The sequence below is a fragment of the Mycobacterium sp. SA01 genome (assembly GCF_041287105.1).
GTDB lineage: Bacteria > Actinomycetota > Actinomycetes > Mycobacteriales > Mycobacteriaceae > Mycobacterium.
In genome coordinates this window covers 165,262-179,885 of record NZ_JBGGNO010000022.1, presented here as the reverse complement: position 1 = coordinate 179,885, position 14,624 = coordinate 165,262, and the positions used below count along the sequence as shown (strand labels likewise).

At 68.2% G+C, this 14,624-nt stretch carries 14 protein-coding genes; 5 read left to right on the top strand and 9 right to left on the bottom strand.

What is annotated here, in order from left to right:
• Position 1: 1 nt before the first annotated feature.
• Positions 2 to 1,354: a TIGR01777 family oxidoreductase gene (locus AB4879_RS26980; RefSeq protein ID WP_370510033.1), complete on the top strand. Its 1,353-nt coding sequence runs from the start codon at positions 2 to 4 to the stop codon at positions 1,352 to 1,354.
• 1 nt (position 1,355) lies between these two features.
• On the opposite strand, the gene AB4879_RS26975 is transcribed toward AB4879_RS26980, so the two are convergent.
• The 9 genes from AB4879_RS26975 to AB4879_RS26935 all read right to left on the bottom strand — a co-directional run bounded on the left by AB4879_RS26975 (position 1,356) and on the right by AB4879_RS26935 (position 11,090).
• On the bottom strand, positions 1,356 to 3,170 hold the full coding sequence (locus tag AB4879_RS26975; protein ID WP_370510032.1) for a pyruvate kinase: 1,815 nt from the start codon (positions 3,168 to 3,170) through the stop codon (positions 1,356 to 1,358).
• An 89-nt stretch (positions 3,171 to 3,259) separates the two neighbouring features.
• Positions 3,260 to 3,973, bottom strand: coding sequence for a type 1 glutamine amidotransferase (locus tag AB4879_RS26970; protein WP_370510031.1), 714 nt, complete (start codon positions 3,971 to 3,973; stop codon positions 3,260 to 3,262).
• Between the two features lie 26 nt (positions 3,974 to 3,999).
• A complete protein-coding gene (locus tag AB4879_RS26965) occupies positions 4,000 to 4,749 on the bottom strand; it encodes an SDR family NAD(P)-dependent oxidoreductase (RefSeq protein WP_370510030.1) in 750 nt (249 codons plus the stop codon).
• Positions 4,746 to 5,948, bottom strand: coding sequence for an alkyl sulfatase dimerization domain-containing protein (locus AB4879_RS26960; RefSeq protein WP_370510234.1), 1,203 nt, complete (start codon positions 5,946 to 5,948; stop codon positions 4,746 to 4,748). Before AB4879_RS26960 ends, AB4879_RS26965 begins: the two co-directional genes overlap by 4 nt.
• 48 nt (positions 5,949 to 5,996) lie before the next feature.
• Complete coding sequence (locus tag AB4879_RS26955; RefSeq protein ID WP_370510029.1) at positions 5,997 to 7,265, bottom strand: sulfotransferase; 1,269 nt, start codon at positions 7,263 to 7,265, stop codon at positions 5,997 to 5,999.
• Positions 7,266 to 7,335: 70 nt separating this feature from the next.
• Entirely contained in the window at positions 7,336 to 7,740 is a 405-nt protein-coding gene (locus AB4879_RS26950) for a RidA family protein (RefSeq protein WP_370510028.1), read from the bottom strand.
• Complete coding sequence (locus AB4879_RS26945; RefSeq protein WP_370510027.1) at positions 7,737 to 8,771, bottom strand: acetamidase/formamidase family protein; 1,035 nt, start codon at positions 8,769 to 8,771, stop codon at positions 7,737 to 7,739. Before AB4879_RS26945 ends, AB4879_RS26950 begins: the two co-directional genes overlap by 4 nt.
• Before the next feature lie 47 nt (positions 8,772 to 8,818).
• Positions 8,819 to 9,484, bottom strand: coding sequence for a response regulator (locus AB4879_RS26940; RefSeq protein WP_370510026.1), 666 nt, complete (start codon positions 9,482 to 9,484; stop codon positions 8,819 to 8,821).
• Positions 9,477 to 11,090, bottom strand: a complete 1,614-nt coding sequence (locus tag AB4879_RS26935) for an ATP-binding protein (protein ID WP_370510025.1) — start codon at positions 11,088 to 11,090, stop codon at positions 9,477 to 9,479. The genes AB4879_RS26940 and AB4879_RS26935 overlap by 8 nt, the downstream gene beginning before the upstream one ends.
• 102 nt (positions 11,091 to 11,192) lie before the next feature.
• Here AB4879_RS26935 and AB4879_RS26930 point away from each other — a divergent pair, with 102 nt between their 5' ends.
• Genes AB4879_RS26930 through AB4879_RS26915 form a run of 4 tightly spaced genes read left to right on the top strand, consistent with a single transcriptional unit; the run spans position 11,193 to position 14,622 of the window.
• Positions 11,193 to 12,182 (top strand): Bug family tripartite tricarboxylate transporter substrate binding protein, encoded by a 990-nt coding sequence (locus AB4879_RS26930; RefSeq protein ID WP_370510024.1) that lies wholly within the window; start codon positions 11,193 to 11,195, stop codon positions 12,180 to 12,182.
• Complete coding sequence (locus AB4879_RS26925; RefSeq protein WP_370510023.1) at positions 12,179 to 12,697, top strand: tripartite tricarboxylate transporter TctB family protein; 519 nt, start codon at positions 12,179 to 12,181, stop codon at positions 12,695 to 12,697. The genes AB4879_RS26930 and AB4879_RS26925 overlap by 4 nt, the downstream gene beginning before the upstream one ends.
• The gene (locus tag AB4879_RS26920; RefSeq protein ID WP_370510022.1) at positions 12,698 to 14,239 is read left to right on the top strand and encodes a tripartite tricarboxylate transporter permease; all 1,542 of its coding nucleotides are present in this window, start codon (positions 12,698 to 12,700) and stop codon (positions 14,237 to 14,239) included.
• Entirely contained in the window at positions 14,236 to 14,622 is a 387-nt protein-coding gene (locus tag AB4879_RS26915) for a universal stress protein (protein WP_370510021.1), read from the top strand. The genes AB4879_RS26920 and AB4879_RS26915 overlap by 4 nt, the downstream gene beginning before the upstream one ends.
• Positions 14,623 to 14,624 lie beyond the last annotated feature (2 nt).

Genomic DNA, 14,624 nt, shown 5'->3' with positions numbered 1-14,624 from the left:
CATGGGCATCCACTACTCGAGCATCGTCGACCATCCTGTTGACGAGGTCTTCGCCTGGCACACCCGGCCCGGCGCGATGCGGCGCCTCGTTCCGCCCTGGCAGCCGATGCAGGTCATCGCCGAAACCGAATCGCTGGCCGACGGCCGGGCGGTCCTGGGTCTGCCCGGCGGTCTGCGCTGGGTGGCCCGGCACGACCCCTCCGGCTACGACCCGCCACATCAGTTCGTCGACGTGCTGTCCTCGGACGGGCTGATGACGCTGCCGCCGCGGATCATCGGATGGTGGCGGCACACGCACACGTTCGCCGACGCCGGTGCGGGCCGTACCGAGATGCGCGACGAGGTGGACACCACGGTGCCCGGCGCCGCGCTGCGCTCGACGTTCGTCTACCGGCACCGGCAGCTGGCAGATGACCTCGCCGCCCACCGGGATGCCCGGCAGGCCGGTGCCGGCCAGTTGTCCGTCGCCGTCACCGGGTCCACCGGTCTGGTCGGCACCGCGCTCACCGCCCTGTTGTCCACCGGCGGGCACCGGGTGATCCGGCTGGTCCGCCGTGACCCGGTCCGGCCCGACGAAAGGCGTTGGGAGCCAAGTGATCCCGCGCCAGATCTGCTCGCCGGGGTGGACGCCGTCATCCATTTGGCAGGCGAGTCGATCGCCGGGCGTTTCACCGAGAAGCATCGCCGCGCGATCCGCGACTCCCGCATCGAGCCGACCCGCAGGCTGGCCGAGTTGGCCGCCGGCGCGAGGGTGAGCGCCTTCGTCAGTGCTTCGGCGATCGGGATCTACGGGTATGACCGCGGCGACGCCGAGCTGTCCGAGGACAGTGCGCGCGGTGACGGTTTCCTGGCCGACGTGGTCGCCGACTGGGAGGCCGCCACTGAGCCCGCCGCGACCGCGGGGGTTCGGACGGTCTGCGTGCGCACCGGCATCGTGCAGGCTGCCCGGGGCGGCACGCTGCGGTTGATGCGCCCGCTGTTCGCCGCCGGCCTCGGCGGCCGGTTGGGCAGCGGCGAGCAGTGGCTGTCGTGGATCGGCCTGGACGATCTGCTGGACATCTACTATCGCGCCGTCTACGACGAGGCGATGGTGGGTCCGGTCAACGCGGTCGCACCGAATCCGGTGCGCAACAAGGCATATACGAAGGCACTCGCGGCGACGCTGCATCGCCCGGCGGTCTTGCCGGTGCCGTCGCTCGGCCCACGGCTGCTGCTGGGTAAGCAGGGCGCCCAGGAACTGGCCGAGGCGAATCAGCGGGTGCTGCCGGCGAAGCTGGCGGAGCTGGGCCATCGGTTCCGGCAGCCGGAGGTCGAGGGCGCGCTGGCCCACGAACTCGGACACGACCCCGGGTAGCTCAGTCGGTGGCCCGCCACGAGTGCAGACTGCGCAGCAATGAACTCTTCTTGTGCTCGTGGCCGGCCATCCGCCCCAGCACATCGTCGAGGGTGACGACCGCGTCGGTGATGTAGGGACCCTTGTTGAGCATCACGCACTCGGCGCGTTCCGCCATTGCCGCATCGGTGATTTCGGCCCGGGACGGAAGGCCGGTGGTGGCGAGCTGCTCGAGCACCTGGGTCGCCCAGATCACCGGCAGGTGCGCGGCTTCGCAGAGACACAGCGTCTCCTCCTGCAGCTCCGCCACCCGTTCGTAGCCCACCTCGACGGCCAGATCGCCGCGGGCGATCATCACCCCGACCCGGCGTCGGCGCATCGCGGTGAGCAGCAGCCGCGGCAGATGCTCGAACGCCAGCCGGGTTTCGATCTTGAGCACCACTCCGAGGTCACGGTCACCCAGACGGTCCAGTTCGTCGAAGAGGCGAATGACGTCGGCGGGTTCGCGGACGAACGACAGCTCGACGAAGTCGGCCAGCTCGACCACCGTCGCCAGGTCCGCGATGTCCTTGTCGGTCAGTGCCGAGATCGGAAGGTCGGTGTCGGGAACGTTGATTCCCTTGCCGGCGCGCAACTTTGCCGTGCCGTGTGCGGGGCGCTCGATGCGCACGTCGAGGGCGTCGGCGGTCACCGCGACCACCACGCCGCCGAGTTTCCCGTCGTCGAAGAACACGCGTTCACCCACCTCGGCGGTGTCGAACACCTCGGGCAGCGTGCACCCGATCTGCGGCGGGCGCCCCTCGTCGACCGGTGCCGGTGTGCAGTCGCGGGTCACCCGCACGACGTCGCCCGCGGCCAGCCGCAGGCTCTGCTCGACGGCGGGTAACTCACCGACCTTGGTGGAGTCTTTCCTTCCGGCCTTGAGTACCGTCCCGGTGCCCACATAGGTGGTCTTCTCCGTGGTGACGATGAAGCCGCCAGGCGCCGCGGCGGCCAGCAGCAGCCGTCGCTTCGATCCGCGCGTGTCGCGCAGCACCAGCTCGTCACCCTCGGCGCGGTTGGCCAGCCAGTCCGCTTTGACCGGCAGGGTGGCCAGATCCGGCTCCGGCGGGCGGGCCGGCCGTCGCGCCGAGGTCAGCCAGCCGCGCCCGGCGGCGACCACTTGACCCTGGTCGTTGCGGGTCGGCCGAAGGCGCAAAACCCGGGGTCCCGGCTGCAGCGGGCCGGTGCGCAGTTTGGGCCCGCCCAGGTCCATCGCCACCAGGCAGGTCCGGCCGGCCGCCTCGGCGGCGGCGCGGACGTTGGCCGCCATGGCTTTCCATGCGGCGGCGTCGTCATGGGCGCAGTTGATCCGGGCGATCCGCATACCGGAGTCGATCAGTGTGCGGGACAGGGTGGGGTCGGTGGCCGCCTCCGAGGGCAGGGTGACCATGATCCGGGCCGCGCGGTCCTCGGCCGCGGGCCCCAGCAGCTCGGTGGCGTTGCGCTCGAGCAGGCGGCTGCCCTCGGCGACCTCCACGCAGACCTGGTCGTTCGGTGTCCAGCCCTGTCCGCGCATCGCGGCGAGCGCGGCCGACACCAGGCGCAGCGTCGCCTGGACGTGTGCTTCGCTGCGGCCGAGCGAGGAGAGCCCCACGGCGGTCAGCTGCTGCTGGATATCGCGGAGTTCGACCTGCCGCATCGCCCAGTAGTGGACCAGGTTTGTTGCACTGCACCGGTTCTCGTCGGCAACCGGGTCGGTCCACGGTTGCCATCGCAGCTCGGCATCGGCCAGCTGGGCCAGCAGCACGTCGACATCACCCTGCAACTGGGCCAGCTGCTGCGCGTCTGCGGACATGGTCCGGCACGCTAGTCACTCCAGGTTGCGGTTGGGTGAACGGTTGCCCCTCAGCAAGCGGCAAGTGGCACGTTGCTGCTGGTGGGATGCTAGCGAGCGACCTTCGCGAGGAATCCGCGCACCAGCTGCCTGAGCCGTCGCGCGGCATCGTCGACATGGGTGGTGGTGTCGGCGCGCAGGTCCTCGGCGCGCAGCCCGAGCCGGGTCAGATCCCCGCCGCCGCGGGTGCGGTCATCGTCGATCCACAACTCCAGCAGCTTGTGGTCGAGTTCGGGGTGGAACTGCAGACCGAGAGCCGGTCCGTGTACGAAAGCCTGTGTGGCGCGGCCATTCTGGGCGACCACGGTGGATCCTGGCGGGGCGGTGAAGCGGTCGAAATGCCACTGGAACCACGGCCCGGCGTCGGGCACCAGTTCGGGGTCGCTGCTGTGCACCTGATGCCAGCCGATCTCGGGATCGGGGGAGCGCTGGACCGAACCGCCCAGCGCGGTCGCCACCAGCTGACCGCCGAAGCACACTCCGAGCACCCCGACACCGGAGTCGACAGCCCGTCGCACGACGTCGATCTCACCGGCCACCCACGGCAGCCGTTCGTCATACACCGCCCAGCGTGAGCCCAACGGAACGATCACGTCGTAGCCGGTGGGGTCGGGGAAGGTCACGTCTACGGTGGGGTCGCCGGCTCGCTCCGCCGGGACGACCTCGAATGTGTCGACGTCGAAACCGAGTTCGGTGAACGTCTCGCCGAGCAGCGCTTCGGGCGCGATCGGATCGTTGTAAATGAACAGGACCTGACGGGGCACCCGCATACGGTACGGCAGGGGTGCGGCTACACGCAGTCCGAGGCGCCGTCGACGACCAGCACCGCGCCGTTGATGTAGCTGCTCTGCGCCGTGCACAGGAACGCGATGGCCGGTGCGACCTCGTCGACCCGGCCCATCCGCCCGGCCGGGATGTGGGCGATCTCGGTCGCCATGATCTCCGGGACGGCATGCATCGGCTCGGTCATCGCGGTCTCGATGGTGCCCGGCGCGATCGCGTTGACGCGGATGCCGTACTTGGCCCACTTGACCGCCAGGTTGCGGGTGATGTTGACGATCCCCGACTTGGCCGCACCATAACCGGGGACCATCGTGACCGCACGCAACGCCGACATCGAGGCGAGGTTGACCACGCTCGCGCCTCCCGCCGCGGTCGACGCCGTGAGCGCGCGGCGCAGCCCGACGGTGAGCCGGTACGGCCCGGTGAGGTTGAGGGCGACGGAGGCGGCGAACCCGTCGGGGGTGGATTCGTCCAGGCCGTCCGGGAAGTTGGCGCCGGCGTTGTTCACCAGCACATCGAGCGACGAGATGCTCTCGGCCAGGTTGTCAATGGAGGCATTGTCGGTGAGCACAAGTTGCCGATAGGTCATCCCGGACAGGTCGGTGTCGTAGTCGCCGGCACCGGGCCTGGTGCCCGTCACGGTGACTGTCGCGCCGGCGTCGCGCAGGAGTACGGCCACAGCGTGACCGATGCCGCTGGTCGCCCCGGTGACCAGTGCCCGAGTCCCGGTGAAGTCGAAGCTCAGCTGGGCGGTCATGTGTACCTTTCGATCTGCTTGGTCAGCCACGCGCTTTCCCAGAAGTTCACGCTGTCGGCCAGCAGCCGCTCATGGGCGTCCTTGAGGACCGCCCGCGCCGCGGCGTCATCGGGCGCGGTGGTGGTGACGACTTCGGCGAGGTGGATGGCCTCCAGTGGGCGGCCATCGGCGAGGTGGCGCCGGGCCCGGGCGGTCAGGGCCTCGGCGCCGGCGAGTTCCACCAGGTCCGCGCTGACGGCCTCGGCTCCGATCGGGTACAGCTCGGTGGTCGACCGGTGATGGAACCACCCGGAGTAGTTCTCCCAGATCGCCCGCACATCCCAGGCCACCTTGCCGTAGCCCTGGCCGACCGCCAGGTGGTCGGGCAGCGTGATCTCGCGCATCAGCGTCCGGACGTCCTTACCGGCGTTCATCCCGGCCACCGTCTGGTCGTGCAGATACTGCACGGCATCGCGCAGCCGGGTCAGCTCGGCGTCGATCAGGTCGGCCCCGCGGATGGGGTCGAAGTGTCCGGTGAGCAGCACCTCGGGGCGCAGTGACCGAACCCGTTCGATGGTGTCGATCACGGTCAGCGCATCCCGGTAGCGGTCGCCGCGGATGGTGACCAGATTGGGGATGTGGCCGAAGATGGGTCCGAAGGTGTTGCTGCACAGGCAGACCCGCTCATCGGGTAGCCAGATCACCATCGAGTCGGTGGTTTCCCCACCGGGAGTGGCGATCAGTTCGAGGCGGCGGTCTCCGACGGTCAGCGACAACCGGTCGTCGACCACGAGGTCGGCGCACCCGGCGCTCTGCGGCGGCAGCTTTGTGCCGAAGCGCTGCTGGATCTTGGCGATACCGCCGGCCAGTCGGTCGGAGAACGCGAACGCGCTGCGATTGGCCCGGTAGGGCAGCAGCCGCTCATTGTCGTTGCGCCATTGATCCCAATTCGCCTGTGCCACAACCGTGGTATCCGGGTCACGCAGGGTGTCCAGGCCGCCGACGTGGTCGTAGTGGCCCTGGGTGATCAGGATGTAGCGCACCGGTGACGAGTCGACGGCGTCGAAGACCGCGCGGTGCACCGGGGCTTCGAATCCCATCCCGGTGTTGACGACCACCCGGCCCTCGGAGGTGGTGAGCAGGTAGGCGTTGGTCAGTCCGGGCGAGCACCAGATCCCGGGGGCGACTTCCTCGGCGCGTTCGGCGGCGGCAGGAGCCATGGCGTCGGCGCCGGGCCGGCTGCGGTAGAGGGGTTCCACTGCGTTCCTTCAGATCTCGGGGCGGACGTCGAAGCGGTCGAAGTAGAACGCGAACCGTGACCGCATATCGTCGGGCTCGACACCGAAGTGTCGTCGGAGGTCGTAGGGGATGCGCCCCTTGGCGCCGCGACGGTTGTCGTCGATGTAGGTCTGGAATCGGGTGGCCACCTTGGGCGGGATGTCGATCCCGGCTTGCTCGTAGAACGAGGTGAGTACCGGCATCTCGTTGCCGTTGAGGTGATGGAAGCTGATGTCGACGCTGCGGTCGGCAGCCACCAGATCCCGGTCCCGCACGCAGGCGGTCAGCAGGCGGTGGATCCGGTCAGTCCAGTAGTCGACCAGCCAGTCCGGGTCGATGCTGGTGCGGCGCAACCGATCCGAGTACGCCATCATCGTGATCGCCGACTGGATCACCGCGACGGGGTCGCGATGGGTGAAGGCGACGGTGGCATCGGGAAAAGTGGTCATCAGCGGACCGAGTTGCTCGGCATGTTGCGGCGACTTCAGCACCCAGGTGCGCGGGCCGCGCAGGAACGTCAGCGCCTGCAGGATCTTCTTCAGGTAACCGTAGTGACGGACGTGGTCCAGGCCGAGGTAGAAGTCACGCCAGCCCGGCACGCGAGCGTGCCACTCGAGGACGTAGCCGGCCATGTCGAGGTCGAGCAGTTCCACCTCCTCCTCGATGGCCTCGGGGAACCTGTCGTGCATCGCCGCGACGTACGGCGTGCTGGCCATCAGCGCCTCGTGCTCGGCCTTGACGCGGGTGTAGCGGGGATCGACACCGAACACGTCGGGTCCCTGCCCGAGCGTCGGAATCGGGTCCTCGGCCTCCCAGTACGGCAGGGCCCGGCGGCGCCGGTCTTGGGCGATCAGGTTGACCAGGTGGGTGGTGCCCGAGCGGGGCATGCCGACCACGATCAGTGGCCGCTCGATCGGGATGGATTCGATCTCCGGGTAGCGCTTGAGCAGGTCGGTCAGCGACAGCCGGTTGCGAACCTTGCGAATCACTCTGGCGCGCAGACTGCTTCGGATCAGCTGGCGTAGCCCGGTATCGGACTCGATGGCCGCCACGTGGGCGGCCAACCGGTCGGCGAAACCGTCGTCGTCGGCCAGATCATCACTGCCGGCCTGCTGCACCGCTTCGGCGAGCATCTCGTCGATATCGAAGGTGATGTGCTGCGACTCGGTGTAGTCGAGGATTTGGCGCTGGGTTTCGGTCAGCACGGGGTCGGTGAGGTCGTCGAGGTTCAGGGTCTCCAGTGCTGACCGCGTCGCCATGTCCAGGCACTTTAATGCTCGGCGGCGGTCCCGGACGGCAATTCTCGCTGGGCGGGATCAGGCTTAGAACTCAGCTCCAGCCGTCGTCGCGCCAGCACACCCAGTCGATCTCGACGCGGGCACCCACGGCCAGACCGGTCGTGCCGACGCAGGTTCGGCTCGGCAGCCGGTCGGGGAACCACGGTGCGTAGGCGGCGTTGAAATCGGCGTAGTCGTCCCAGTCGAGCAGAAACGCCCGCACCGAGACCACGTCGGCCAGGCCGCCGCCACACAGCTCGGTGACGCGCAGCAGATTGGTCAGCACCTGATCGGTCTGCGACGCGACATCCGCGCCGACCACCGTGCCGCTGGTGTCGGTCGGCATCTGGCCGGTGACGTAGAGGGTCTGGCCTGCGGCCGTCGCGTGGGCGAACGGCGCCACCGCGGGCGGGACACCGTCGGCCGGGGTGAACGTGAACGCCCGAATACCGGTCATGCAGCGGGATTCTGCCACCGCGGGAAGCATCGCTTGTCGATTCGGCCGTGCACGCCCTGACGCTGGTCGACCACCTGAGTCACGGTGAAGTCCACCGCCACCGACATGAACGAGTACGCGTCGGCCCGCGACAACCCGAAGTGACAACGCAGCAGCTGCAGAGTGCGCAGCGTCGCGCATTTCATCGCCGCGTCCAGGCTGTCTCCGAAGCCGTGCACCAGCAGCTCGGTGGCGGTTTCCAGAACCGGCACGGTGAACGGCAGATCACGGCGAATGGTCAAGCGCAGCAACCCGTTCAGCGATGACTCCAGCGCGGTACCGCTGACTTCGCCGTCGCCCTGCGAGACATGCGGGTCGCCGACCGAGAGCAGCGCGCCGGGCACCTGGACGGGGTAGTACATCCGGCCGCCTGCGCCGATGCGCCAGTTGTCGACGTTGCCGCCGTGGTCGCCCGGCGGCACCGAGGAGACTCGCACCGGATCCGCCGGTGCCACACCCATGGTGCCGAAGTGCGGTCGCAGCGGAACCACGACTCCCGGCAGCGCAGGCTCGCGGCTCGCGGGGTCGGGCGCGACGATCGTGCCCGGCTCGTTGGCCAGCGGGGTCGCGGTCCAGTCGTAGCCGAACAGCGCCCGTCCCTGCAGCGCGTTGACATCGAGTTCATAGATGGTGACCCGCTCGACGGGGATCTCGTCGTAGAGGTAGCCCCAGTGGCCGGCCAGGTTGGATCCGTACGGCAGGCGCGGGGTGGCCTCCAGGATGTCGACCTGCAGCACATCACCGGGTCGGGCGCCGCTGACCGCGATCGGCCCGGTGAGGACGTGCGGTCCCGGCCCGCGGTCGTCGACCTCGGCGAACACCCGCGAAATGCGCTCGTCCATCAGCAGATCGGGGGCGTCTCCGGCGTGATGGGTCAGTGTCTCGATCGTCACCAGGTCGCCGGATTCGACGGTCAGTGCCGGAGCCTGCCGTGGGTCGAAGAAGCCCCACTGCACCGACTGCGCGGTCGCCGGGAGGTGGTGGGATGCCATAAGCGACAGATCATGCCAGCAGCCCGGCCCTGGCGCGCGCTGAAGAATTACACCGCGTGATAGCGACGCTCAGGCCGCCCAGCCCCGTACTGCAATCGCAGTCCGACCGCACCGGTGGTCAGGAAGTGTTCGAGGTAGCGGCGCGCGCTGACTCTGGAGATGCCCACCAGGTCAGCGCATTCGGCTGCCGACAGCTCGCCGGCCCCGCGGACCGCGTCGAGGACCAGTCGCGCGGTCTCGGCGCCCAGCCCTTTGGGCATCGGTGCTGAGTCGCCGGGTGCGGGGGAATGTCCGAACAGAGTGTCGACGAAACTCTGGTCGATGCCACGGTCTGCGCCCAACGCATCGGCGCGGGCGGCGAATGCCGCCAATTTGGTTCTCAGCTGGTCGAACTCGAACGGCTTGATCAGATAGTCGGCGGCACCGCCGTCGAGAGCGCCGCTGACGGTGTCCAATTCGCGTGCGGCAGTGATCATGATGACGCCCACCGGGTCACCTTCGGCGCGCAACGTCTGCAGCATCTGCAGGCCGGTCATGTCGGGGAGGTAGACGTCGAGCAGGATCAGATCCGGGCGCACGGTTCGGGCGGCGTCGAGTGCGGCGGCGCCGGTATGGGCCACCTCGACGGTATGGAATCCCTCGATGCGGTCGACGAAGCGCCGGTGGATGTCGGCGACCATGAAATCGTCGTCGACGACCAGCACCTCACGCATGACTCACCGACTCGGTCCGCGGCAGCCGGGCGACGAACAGGGCGCCGCCACCGTCGGCGTCGTGCACCTCGGCGGTTCCGCCGTGCTGGGCGGTGATCAGCCGGACCAGCGCAAGGCCGATGCCGCGACCGCCGGGGACATCGGGCTTCGACGTCACGCCCCGGGAGAAGATCTGGCTGCGTTGTGCTTGCGGCACACCGGGTCCGGAGTCGGCGACCTCGATGGTCAGACCGTCGGCGTCGTCGATTCGCACCTCGACGCGCGAGGCGGCAGTGCCTTCGGATACGTCGACGGCGTTGTCGATGAGGTTCCCCAGCACGGTGATGACATCGGTCGCCAGTGCCGGGCTCAGCGCCGCCAGGTGTGAATCGTCGGCCAGCTGCAGCGACACGCCACTCTCGGCGGCCAGCGTGGTCTTCGCGATCAGCAGCGCAGCGACGGCGGGATCCGAAATATGCTGTGTCACAGCAGCATCAATCTCGGCCCGGCGACGGGTCAAGGTGCCGACCAGATCCCGCACCGACTCGTACTCGCCAAGCTGGACCAGCCCGGAGATGGTGTGCAGTTGGTTGGCGAATTCGTGGGTCTGCGCGCGCAATGTGTCGGTCACGCTTTTGTGTGAGGACAGCTGGCCCTGCATCGACGCCAGCTCGGTGCTGTCGCGCATGGTGGTGACCGTACCGATGCGCTGACCCTGGCTGGTCGCCGCCCGCCGGTTGAGCGCCAGCACCCGATTCGGTGTGGCGATGACGACGTCGTGGCCGTCCTCACCGGACATCAGGAAGTCGGCCACGGCCGGGTCGATCCCGGCGTCGCAGACCCGGCGGTTGACGGCGTCAGGGCCGATCCCCAGCAGCTCCTGGGCGCTGTCGTTGACCACGGTGATCACCCCGTCGGTGTTCACCCCGATCACACCCTCACGAATGCTGTGCAGCAACGCTTCTCGATGTTCGGCCAGCCCGGCTATCTCGGCGACCTCCAGACCTCGGGTGTGCCGTTTGATCCGGCGGGACAACAGCCACGAGGCGACCAGGCCCAGGGCCGCCCCCAGACCGAGGTACGCCAGCAGCCGCTCACCCGCGCCGCTGAGCAGCTGCCAGACCGAGGGATAGGGCTCGCTGACCGACACCACCGACAGCACCGCCCCGTCGGTGGACAGGATGGGGACGTGGCCGGCCAACGTGTGGCGGCCGTCGATGTCGAGGTCCCCGAACCAGGCCCGGCCCTCGACGACCCGACTGGGGCCGAAGTCCACGGTGCGGCCCACCCGCGACGGATCGGTGGACACCCGCACCCGCCCGGAGGGGCCGATGATCTCGGCGAGCCCGGCCCCGGACAGCGCCACCGCCCGGTCGACATCCGGCGCCAGAATCTGGGCCGCGAAGGGGTCGCCGTACCGGTCCCGCACCAGCGGTGTGGACGCCACGTTCTCGGCGACGGCGATCATGCGCTGGCCACGTACGTCGCGGAACTCCTTGGTCGACTGGGCGATCGACACCGCACCGACGGCGACCAGCACGACCGCCACCACGAGCAATTGGAAGGCGAGGAACTGGCCCGCGAGGCTACGGCCGCTACGTACCAGCGATGACCACAACGACCACAACTTCCTCTGCGTCCGAAAGAGTGACTGCCGTCACGTCCTCGACCAGTATTGCTGAACATCACATGTGGACGAACTCTTCCCACCAGGAAACGGGGTCGACGAATGGTGCGACGACGCACGAAGCGGTTCGCGGTGCTCGCCACCGTGCTGGCCGTGACGTTCCTGCTCGCTGGGTGCGGCGTGACGCGGGGCGACGATCCCTCCGGCTTGCACCGGCTGCGGATGATGGTGCCGAACAGCCCCGGCGGCGGCTATGACCTGACGGCGCGAACGGCCGTCAAGATCATGGAGGACCGCGACATCACCGGCCGCGTCGAGGTGTTCAACGTCCTCGGCGCCGGCGGCACCGTGGCAATGGCGCGGCTGATGAACGAGCGGGGCAACAACGACCTGATGATGACGATGGGCCTGGGCGTCGTCGGCGCCACCTACACCAACGGGTCCAAGGTCAAAGCCTCCGATGCGACGGCGATCGCCAAGTTGATCGAGGACCCGGGCGCGATCTTCGTGCCCGCCGATTCGCCGTTCAAGACGGTGCAGGACTTTGTCACTGCCTGGAAGGCCGATCCGGCCACGATGACGATCGGCGGGGGATCCTCACCGGGCGGGCCCGATCACCTGTTCCCGATGGAAGTCGCCAAGAAGGTCGGCGTCGACCCGAAACAGGTCAACTTCATCACCTACGACGGCGGTGGAGACCTGTTGACCGCGCTGCTCGGCAAGAAGATCACCGTGGGAACCTCCAGCCCGGGCGAGCTCATCGACCAGATCGAGGCGGGCCAGCTCCGCGTGCTGGCGGTGTCCAGCGAGCAACGCGTCGAGGGCATCGACGCGCCGACGCTCAAGGAGGCCGGCATCGACCTGACCTTCGCCAACTGGCGTGGTGTCCTTGCGCCGCCGGGCATTTCGGACAGCGCCAAGAACGACATGGTCAAGGCGCTCGAAGAGATGCACGGCACGACGGAGTGGAAAGAGGCGTTGGTCAAGAACGGGTGGACAGACGCCTTCGTGACCGGTGCGCAGTTCGAACAATTTCTCAAAGACCAGGACAACCGGGTCGCGTCCACGCTGACCGAATTGGGGCTGCTGTGAGCATTGATGAAAAACAGGCAGAGCCGGCCCATGGAGTCGATCATGCGCAGTACATCGTGGTCGCCGTCCTCGCGCTCGTCGGCGGATTCCTGGTCTACAGCGGACTGACCCTGGAAGAGGGTTTCGCCAAGGTGGATCCCGTTGGGCCCAAGTTTTTCCCGTTGGTCATCGGTGTTGCGGCACTGCTGCTCGCGGTGATCCTGGCCGTCGCCATCCCGCGCGGCAGCAAGGGCGAGGCCGACGCGGGCGAGGACATCGATCCCGAAGCACCGGGGGACTGGCGCACCGTCGGACTGCTCATCGCGCTGTTCGTCGCGATGATCCTGTTGGTCAACCCGGTGGGTTGGGTGATCACTAGTGCGCTGTTCTTCGCGGGTGCGGCAACGATTCTGGGTGCCAAGCACTACGTGCGCAACATCGTCATCGGTGTCGTCCTCGCACTGGCCAGCTTCTATGCGTTCTACTCCGGGCTCGGAATCCCGCTGCCCGCAGGCATCTTGGACGGGATTCTGTAGATGGACAATCTCAACTGGCTGCTACAGGGCTTCGCCGAGGCGGCGACCCCGATGAACCTGCTCTACGCCGTGATCGGGGTGCTGCTGGGCACCGCGGTCGGGGTGCTGCCCGGCATCGGGCCCGCCATGACAGTGGCGCTGCTGCTGCCCATCACCTACAACGTCAGCCCCAGTGCGGCATTCATCATGTTCGCCGGCATCTTCTACGGCGGTATGTACGGCGGATCCACCACGTCGATCCTGCTGAACACACCGGGGGAGTCGTCCTCGGTGATCACCGCCATCGAGGGCAACAAGATGGCGAAGGCGGGCCGGGCCGCGCAGGCATTGGCCACCGCGGCAATCGGCTCGTTCGTCGCCGGCTCCATCGGCACGGTGCTGCTGGCCGCGTTCGCGCCCGCGATCTCCCGGTTCGCCGTCACCCTCGGCGCGCCGTCGTATCTGGCGATCATGCTCTTCGCACTGGTGGCGGTGACCGCGGTGCTGGGCTCATCCAAGTTGCGCGGCGCCATCTCGCTGGTGCTGGGCCTGGCGATCGGCATCGTCGGCATCGACTTTCTGACCGGGCAGCCGCGGGCCACGTTCGGTATCCCGCAACTTTCCGACGGTATCGACATCGTGGTGATCGCGGTCGCGATTTTCGCTGTGGGAGAGGCACTCTGGGTGGCCGCGCACCTACGGCGAAGGCCTGCCGACGTGATCCCGGTCGGGCGGCCGTGGATGGGCCGTGATGACTGGCGCCGGTCCTGGAAGCCGTGGCTGCGCGGCACCGCGTTCGGGTTCCCGTTCGGTGCGCTGCCCGCCGGTGGCGCCGAGTTGCCCACGTTCCTGAGCTACATCACTGAGAAGAAGCTGTCCAAGCACCCCGAGGAGTTCGGGCGGGGCGCCATCGAAGGGGTGGCCGGACCCGAGGCGGCCAACAACGCCTCGGCCGCGGGAACCCTGGTGCCGATGCTGTCGCTGGGCCTGCCGACCAACGCCACCGCCGCGGTCATGCTCACCGCATTCGTCTCCTACGGGATTCAGCCCGGGCCAACACTGTTCAGCAAGGAGCCGCTGCTGATCTGGACGCTCATCGCCAGCTTGTTCATCGGCAACTTCCTGCTGCTGGTGCTCAATCTGCCGTTGGCGCCGCTATGGGCCAAGCTGCTGCGCACGCCGCGGCCGTACCTGTACGCCGGCATCCTGTTCTTCGCCACACTCGGGGCGTTCGCGGTGAACATCCAGCCGCTGGATCTGGCGCTGCTGCTGCTGTTCGGTGTGCTCGGCCTGATGATGCGCCGGTTCGGACTTCCGGTGCTGCCGCTGATCATCGGCGTCATCCTCGGTCCGCGTATCGAACGTCAACTGCGCCAGAGCCTGCAGCTGGGCGGCGGCGACTGGTCGAGCTTGTTCACCGAACCGGTCGCGATCGCCACATACGTGTGCATGGCCGTGCTGCTGATCATCCCGCTGGTGCTGCGGCTGCTGCACCGCAATGAGGAAACGCTGCTGGTGGTCGAGGACGACAAGGATCAGAGAGAGAAGGCGCAGACGTCATGATCGTTGTGGGATACACCAATGACCAGCACGGCCGGGCGGCAGTGGACGCCGGCATCGCCGAGGCCACCCTGCGCAACACCGATCTGCTGGTGGTCAACTCGACGCCGGGGGACTCCTACATCGACGCCGCGTTCGCCCAGCCCGGCCAGGTGCGCACCATCGAAGAGCACCTGCGCCAGAGCGGGGTGCGCTACGAGCTCTCTCAGCCGGTCGGGGTGTACGCCGCCGACGCACTGCTGCAGGCGATGGAGCACCCCGATGCCGAGCTCCTGGTGATCGGCCTGCGGCACCGCAACCCTGTCGGCAAACTGCTGCTGGGCAGCGTCGCGCAACAAGTGCTGATGGAATGCCCGAAACCTGTGCTCGCGGTCAAAGCTGGCTAATA

What these genes read in the sequence shown, in the direction of transcription:
- AB4879_RS26950 (WP_370510028.1), bottom strand. Translation starts at nt 7,740, where the DNA reads ATGACCGGTATTCGGGCGTTCACGTTCACCCCGGCCGACGGTGTCCCG.
- AB4879_RS26975 (WP_370510032.1), bottom strand. Translation starts at nt 3,170, where the DNA reads ATGTCCGCAGACGCGCAGCAGCTGGCCCAGTTGCAGGGTGATGTCGAC.
- AB4879_RS26965 (WP_370510030.1), bottom strand. Translation starts at nt 4,749, where the DNA reads ATGACCGCCCAGCTGAGCTTCGACTTCACCGGGACTCGGGCACTGGTC.
- AB4879_RS26955 (WP_370510029.1), bottom strand. Translation starts at nt 7,265, where the DNA reads ATGGCGACGCGGTCAGCACTGGAGACCCTGAACCTCGACGACCTCACC.
- AB4879_RS26930 (WP_370510024.1), top strand. Translation starts at nt 11,193, where the DNA reads ATGGTGCGACGACGCACGAAGCGGTTCGCGGTGCTCGCCACCGTGCTG.
- AB4879_RS26980 (WP_370510033.1), top strand. Translation starts at nt 2, where the DNA reads ATGGGCATCCACTACTCGAGCATCGTCGACCATCCTGTTGACGAGGTC.
- AB4879_RS26915 (WP_370510021.1), top strand. Translation starts at nt 14,236, where the DNA reads ATGATCGTTGTGGGATACACCAATGACCAGCACGGCCGGGCGGCAGTG.
- AB4879_RS26960 (WP_370510234.1), bottom strand. Translation starts at nt 5,948, where the DNA reads ATGGCTCCTGCCGCCGCCGAACGCGCCGAGGAAGTCGCCCCCGGGATC.
- AB4879_RS26920 (WP_370510022.1), top strand. Translation starts at nt 12,698, where the DNA reads ATGGACAATCTCAACTGGCTGCTACAGGGCTTCGCCGAGGCGGCGACC.
- AB4879_RS26940 (WP_370510026.1), bottom strand. Translation starts at nt 9,484, where the DNA reads ATGCGTGAGGTGCTGGTCGTCGACGACGATTTCATGGTCGCCGACATC.
- AB4879_RS26945 (WP_370510027.1), bottom strand. Translation starts at nt 8,771, where the DNA reads ATGGCATCCCACCACCTCCCGGCGACCGCGCAGTCGGTGCAGTGGGGC.